Genomic DNA, 6,187 nt, shown 5'->3' with positions numbered 1-6,187 from the left:
GCGTGTCCACCGCCGAAGCCAGAGTGTCCGACAGCCCGGAGAAGCCCCGACCCGACTTCGTCCATGACTCGTAATGAGCTTCATAACCGGCGGCCAACAGTCACCCCTGTCAAACGTTCGTCGCACCAGGCCAACTCGGCAGGGGGTGCGCGGCACCCCACCGCGATGCGCGGCGCGCCGTCACGGCCGGGAGCCTGCCGGCGCGTCGCGAGGCTTTCCGCTGCGTTTCAGACGGCCGTCGTACGCCTGGGGGCGAGAATCCGGAGTCCGCGTAAGTGGCGCCACTTACGCTGATCTGCGATTTCTCCGCCGCACGGACCGGTCGCCCGCGTCATTCGACCGCCCAGTGGTGATGATCTTCCAGAACCGGTCATGCCGGGTCATGCATTGGGTCTGGTGTTTACCGTGCGGTCGGCGTGGGTATGCGGTCGTTCACCAATGGCCGCCTGTGCTATCACCACCTCGGCCGGGCCCGCGTCCGCCAAACGGCCGGTAGAACCAGGCCCGATCCCCGTCCGTGTTCACTCGGCTCCTCACAGATTATGTCTGTGAGGTTAACTATGTTTCGGGCAAGTAAACCATCACCGAATTTATGGCGCAATGGGTACGCCGTAGTGAATCGATCAAGAAACAGCGAATGCGCGCGACAACAGCGCGCGGCGAGCTGGATGAGCTCGCCGCGCCGCGGAGAGGAGAGGAGAAACGCCCTGTCAGGCCGAGGGGTCGTCGGGCGGGAGCTTGGCGCGGCCCGGTCGCCAGCCACGGCGTGCGCCCAGCGGCACGACGACGCCCGCGAACGCGACCAGCAGCGCCCCGCCGATGGCGCAGACCGCGATCAGCGCACCGAGATGACGGGTCCGGTGATCGACCGGCGGCGGACCGCCGATGTCGATCGGCTGGGCGCCCGCTCGAGGTGACGTGGAGGGGCCGTTCGTGTCGCTGATGAGCGCCGTCACCGCCTCACGCGGGTTGACCATCCCGCTGCCGCTCCCGGTCCCGATGCTGTGATCGGCGGTGGCGACGATGCGCTTGAGGAGCTCCGGCGCGGTCAGGTCCGGCTTGTTGGCCTTGACGAGAGCCGCGACGCCGGTGACGTACGGCGCGGAGTAGCTCGTGCCCTTCAGATCGCCGACGTAGCCGCTGCCCTCCGTGCTGATGATGCTCTCGCCCGGTGCGGACACGTCCACCTTGGACGCGGTGTTGGAGAAGTCGGACAACGGACCGCTGGGACTCACAGCGCCGACGGACAGCACGCCGGCGTACGACGCGGGGTAGGCCTCCTGCTCGCTCGCCTTCTTGTTCGGTTCGACGTTCCCCGCGGAGGCCACGATCAGGACGTTCTTTTTCCGTGCCTGCTCGACCGCATGCCGCAGGAGGGGATAGTCGGTGTTGGTGGCGGAGACGTTGATGATGTCCGCCCCTTCGTCCACGGCCCGCATGATGCCCTTGGCGAGCAGCGTGCCGTCGTCGTTCGACGTCTCGCTGTTCTGAATCTTGATCGAGATCAGGCGGACGTCGGGGGCGACTCCGACGAACGGCATCGACTGGCTGTTGCGCTCGTCCTGGGCCGCGATGATGCCGGCGACCGCGGTGCCGTGGCCGTAGCAGTCGGTGTTGTGGGTGTGAGTGAGATCGATGCTCTTCACGACCCGGCCGGCCAACTGCGGGTGCGACTGGTTGACACCGCTGTCGACGACGGCGACCGTGACGCCCTTCCCCCGGGTGATGCCCCACATGCTGGTGAAGTCGAGCCGCGACTGCGCCCACGGCACCTGCTGAACGCGCGCCGCCGGGAAGGACTGCGGGGTAGGGCAGGGAGGGATGGGTGTCGCCGTCTTGATCTTGGTCTTGGTGACCGTCGGGGCGGGGGTGGGCTTGGTGGGCTTGGTCGGAGACTTTCCAGGATGGGCGGATGGTGATGGTCTGGCTTGGCCGGGAAGCGCGAGAGCCCCCGGTGCGCACACGGTCACCGTAAGCGCCAGCGAACCCGCGACGGCCAGCCCTGCCAGTCGTACCGCCCCCATGCGTCGCCTCCCCCGGGAATGCGTCGACCAGTGTCGCACTTTAGACGATCGACGCGACGACAGGTTCCGATCGCGGTCATTCCGGGCAGACGGCCCGTTAGCATCAGACCTCGTGGCCCACCACGACCGCTCCGAAACCACACCGCGCCGGAGGCCGACGGTGCTGCTCAGCGTGGTCGGCGTCGTCGCGGTCACGATCGCGCTGACAGGTGCCTTCGGCGGCCTGGGCGCCCGTCCGAGCGCGCCGGCCGCGGTGTCCCCCGGTGCGACGGTGGATCAGGGGCTCTTCAAGGTGCAGGTCCTCGACGCCCGCACCGGCCGGTTGAAGATCGGGGTTTTCGGCAAGGCCGACAACAAACTGGTCGTACGGGCGCGCGTGACCAACACCGGAGACCGTTCGTGGGGCGTGATCTCGTTCCTGAGCGGAGTCGTCGCCGAGCCCAAGCCCGGCCAATACGTGAAGCCGGACATGACGCAGTCGAACGGCGACCTCCTCGGCGGCACGACCACCGAGATCCACCCGCGGCTGCCGGTGACCGTCCAGTTGGTGTGGCCGCTCCCCGAGACGACGACGCCGCGGTCCGTCACTCTCGCGCTGCGCGCGTGGCAGTACGGCCAGGCGTTCACCACGAACGACATCGGCTGGAGCGTCACGAGCACCTCTCCCGTCACCGCGAAGGTGACACTTCCGGTACGGGCGGGGGCGACCTCATGAGCACCTTGGTCAGGGCCGTGTCCTGGCTCGTCGCCGTGGCGCTCATGGCCGCCGCCATGTGGCTGCACGGTGCCAAGCCGCGCCAGGACTCCAAGTTGCTCGATCCGATCGCGAGCCGGGGCCGCGTCGGCACCGTGGTCGGCAACCGCGTCTTCAGCGTCCAGGTCGACCGGGTCGACGTGGCGGCCGCGATCGTCAAGGACGACATCCTCAAGCGGACGACCGTCCCCAGCCCCGGCCTCTTCGTGATCGTCTACCTGCGGATCAGGAGCAACCAGAAGCCGTTCATGCCCGGGCACGCCCGGCTGACCACGCGTGGTGGCCTGTCGTACGACGAAAGCGGCCGCCCAGACGTCTCCGGTCGTACCAGCAACTACGAGCCGATGTTCTGGGCTCCCGCGTCGTACGTCTTCGAGATCCCGAAGGACCGGCTGGCCGGAACGCGGTTGATCCTCGGGGAGTCCAGTCTGCTCAATCAGTTGAGCGCCGAGGTCGACGTGGACCTGGGCATCGACGCCCGAAAGGCGGCGGATCTGATCGGCCGCGCTCCCCACGACTACGTGCTGAAGACGACATGACGTTCGACCCGTACGATCAGCGACCGGCGCGCTCGCGAGCGCCCCGCGACCCGTACGAGCGCACCGTCCGGGACTCGTACGAGCACACCGTCCGGGACCCGCGCCCGCCCGGGACGCGGGACCCGCTCGAGGACACGGTTCCCGACGTGCTCCAGCCCATGGGCGAAGAGGTGGCGGCATCACGGGCGAAGGGGGGACGGCGCGGCCGACGTCTGATCGAGGCGGCCGCGCTGCTCGTCCTGGCACCCGGCCTGCTGGTCGTGCAATGGGTCGATGACAGCCACCAGGCCGCAAACATGCAACCACCGGAGCGCGGCACGACCGTACGGCGCGGTCAGACGGGGGTGCTCGGCCATGCCCAGTGGAGACTGCTCGGCCGGGACACGACCGTGCCCGCGAGGAGCTCGACGACACCGGCCGGTGCCGTACACATCAAACTGATCCTCCAGGTCCGGCCGCTCGATGCCCAAGGGGTCAAGAACGCCAAGACGACCGGCTACCGGCTGCGGGACGGCGCCGGGCACGAGTGGACGGGCGTGCCGATCGGCCCGGACCCGGTCGCGGGGCGTACCACCCAGATGGCGGTCACCTCCGACGTGCCGGCCGCCCTGGTCAACTCGGTGCTGCTGGCGATATGGCAGAAGTCGACGACGGAGACGGGGTCCTCACTGCACGGTCTCGTCTTCGCGCATTGACGCGTGCCACCACAAGGTCGAACGCCGCCGCCATCAGGCACACGCGAAGCACCTGATGCACGAAGTCGACACCGAAGTCGACGAGGGACAGGCGCGCCTCCCACCAGCCGATCGGGTGCGGGCCGAGCAGGTCGTAGACACCCCGCTTCCCCAGATCCGCGACGACCTCCAGGCCGGTGAACAGGGCACAGAAGACGCCGAACGGGAGTATCCCCGCCCGGATGATCATTCGGACCCCGTACACGGTCGGGAGCCACTTGTCGCGCAGCTCCCGGGTGAGGACCTCGAGCGGCGTGCGCGGCCGGTCCATGCCACTGGCCGCGATGATCCGCCGGGCCAGTCTGCCGCTGCCGAGCGCGGCCTCCTCTGCGGCGTCGACCCCGAGGATCACTCCCGCGATCACCAGCCATACGAGGGAGCCGAGTACGGCCTCCTTGAAGGACGGCCACAGCGCGCCCACCCAGCCGAACAGAGGGCCGGTGAGGTCGGTCAGCCATCCCCACGCGACCCGCCCGTGCAGCCAGTCGTTGCCGGCGTTCCGGGCCTGGTTGACGGTGAAGAGGCCGAACAGCGTCCAGTTGACCTCGCAAAAGGCGATCAGCATCCCACCCGTTCGCGCCCACCGCGGTTCCACCACGCGCTCGGCGATGAACTTGGCGATGAGGAAAACGGCGGTCAGCGCGATCGCGATGTACATGTGGCGCTCGAGGGCGCTGATCGACTTCATGGCCGTCAGCTGCCCGCCGATGCCCTGTTCTCCGAATCCGCGGCCGGTGACGCTCTGCGAGTAGTCACGCGCGTCGTCGGTGAACCAGTTCCAGGCCAGGTAGAAGATCATGAAGGGCAGCAGCGCACGGGCCAGCGCGTCGAGGATGGTCTCCTCGTCCTGCACCGCCCATGGGGCGAGGGACTCGTCGAGTTCATGCTCCCGGACCGCGGGCAGGCCGTCCTTGACGCTGTGGACCATGAGCACCGTCACCGACAGCGTGACCAGCACGGTGAAGCTCATCACAAAGACCGGCACGACGGCGTTGTGCAGGCCGAACCGATAACCGCTGTAGAACAGCGCGTACCGGAGCGCCTGACCGACCGTGTACCAGAGCGCCAGCGGCAGCACGAACCGGCCGGCCAGGCGGAGCGTGGCCCACGGCAGGATCACCGGGGATGTGGCCAGGGCCGAGCGCCGCCCCGGCCCGCGGCGCGGCGATGGAGGGGCTTGCGATTCCGGGTTCACAATGGATCCAGGGGGACGTTGATGGTGGTCTCGGCGTCACGACCGGCCTGGCCGGAACGCGGTGCGGGAGTAAGAGAGTACGCGCGGATCAGTCGCCGTCCGCCTCGGACCGGTCATCGCGCGGGCGGAAGAGGTTCCCCTGGTCGTCCATCCCGATCAGGAAGGCGAACCGTTCGGGCTGCTCGACCGGGATCCGCTCCTGCGGCGCGATCGCGTCCCGCTCCGCCGCGGCCTGACGTAGCCGGTCGAGGATGCGGCGGTCGTCCTCGGAGAGCTCGGCCATGAGAGTTTCCCTTCGTATCGACGGCTAGCTTATGCTCGGCGTGGCACCTTTGGGGGCAAAGGGGACAGAGGGGAACCGATCGCGGAGCAGACGAGTCTGTCTTAAGGTCAATGGCGTTTCGACGTGATCGGAGGCGAGCGGGCATGAGGGCAGTGCTTCGCACATCGCTCGAAGAGCTGATGGCAGCCTGCTCCGGGCGGGTCGAACAGCCCAAGGACATGCGCCGCACACTCGACGAGGTCAGCACGACGGCGACGCCCCGTGACGGCCTGGCGAAGATCATCATGATGCCGTTCATGCGAGAGCGCTGGACGGCTGCGCCCAAGGGATGCGCGGCATGACGACCGACTTTCAAGCGACGGCGAAGACCTACGAGCAGGCCGAGCACACCGGGACCATTCACGGTCACGCAAGCACTATGTGGGTGTAGTGCTGGGTGAATGACGAGTTTGGGAATTTCCTCGGGCGTGGTTCGCGATTTTGGCGTGCCCGTCCACGGCGTGTGAGGTCGACCGGCAACGGATGCCCCTGGCGTGTGGGCTCGTTTGACGGGGGTGCGTGGTGACCACGGGTTACGACGTCAATTTCGAGTCGTGGACGAAGTCGGGCCGGGGCTTTTCTGAGCTGTCGGACACGTTGGCGGTGGCGGTTGACACGT

General features: G+C 67.9%; 7 protein-coding genes. 4 read left to right on the top strand and 3 right to left on the bottom strand.

What is annotated here, in order from left to right; translation table 11 throughout:
* Positions 1–710: 710 nt before the first annotated feature.
* Entirely contained in the window at positions 711–2,024 is a 1,314-nt protein-coding gene (locus tag ABEA24_RS53210; RefSeq protein WP_345444721.1) for a S8 family serine peptidase, read from the bottom strand.
* Positions 2,025–2,136: 112 nt separating this feature from the next.
* On the opposite strand from ABEA24_RS53210, the gene ABEA24_RS53205 reads away from it, so the two are divergent.
* Genes ABEA24_RS53205 through ABEA24_RS53195 form a run of 3 tightly spaced genes read left to right on the top strand, consistent with a single transcriptional unit; the run spans position 2,137 to position 4,012 of the window.
* Complete coding sequence (locus tag ABEA24_RS53205) at positions 2,137–2,739, top strand: hypothetical protein (RefSeq protein ID WP_345444718.1); 603 nt, start codon at positions 2,137–2,139, stop codon at positions 2,737–2,739.
* Entirely contained in the window at positions 2,736–3,317 is a 582-nt protein-coding gene (locus ABEA24_RS53200; protein ID WP_345444716.1) for a hypothetical protein, read from the top strand. Before ABEA24_RS53205 ends, ABEA24_RS53200 begins: the two co-directional genes overlap by 4 nt.
* Positions 3,314–4,012 carry a hypothetical protein gene (locus ABEA24_RS53195; RefSeq protein ID WP_345444714.1) on the top strand — a complete coding sequence of 233 codons (699 nt, stop codon included), beginning with the start codon at positions 3,314–3,316 and terminating at the stop codon, positions 4,010–4,012. Before ABEA24_RS53200 ends, ABEA24_RS53195 begins: the two co-directional genes overlap by 4 nt.
* Here the strand turns inward: ABEA24_RS53195 and ABEA24_RS53190 are convergent.
* On the bottom strand, positions 3,930–5,171 hold the full coding sequence (locus tag ABEA24_RS53190; protein ID WP_345444711.1) for a hypothetical protein: 1,242 nt from the start codon (positions 5,169–5,171) through the stop codon (positions 3,930–3,932). The two genes, ABEA24_RS53195 and ABEA24_RS53190, sit on opposite strands and share 83 nt — an antisense overlap.
* Positions 5,172–5,334: 163 nt before the next feature.
* The gene (locus ABEA24_RS53185) at positions 5,335–5,529 is read right to left on the bottom strand and encodes a hypothetical protein (RefSeq protein WP_345444709.1); all 195 of its coding nucleotides are present in this window, start codon (positions 5,527–5,529) and stop codon (positions 5,335–5,337) included.
* A gap of 143 nt (positions 5,530–5,672) precedes the next feature.
* Here ABEA24_RS53185 and ABEA24_RS53180 point away from each other — a divergent pair, with 143 nt between their 5' ends.
* Positions 5,673–5,870, top strand: a complete 198-nt coding sequence (locus tag ABEA24_RS53180; RefSeq protein WP_345444706.1) for a hypothetical protein — start codon at positions 5,673–5,675, stop codon at positions 5,868–5,870.
* Positions 5,871–6,187: the final 317 nt, after the last annotated feature.

It is taken from the genome of Actinoallomurus vinaceus (genome assembly GCF_039542055.1).
Taxonomy (GTDB): domain Bacteria; phylum Actinomycetota; class Actinomycetes; order Streptosporangiales; family Streptosporangiaceae; genus Actinoallomurus; species Actinoallomurus vinaceus.
The sequence above is the reverse complement of the archived record's forward strand: the minus strand, read 5'-3'. Positions and strand labels throughout refer to the sequence as shown.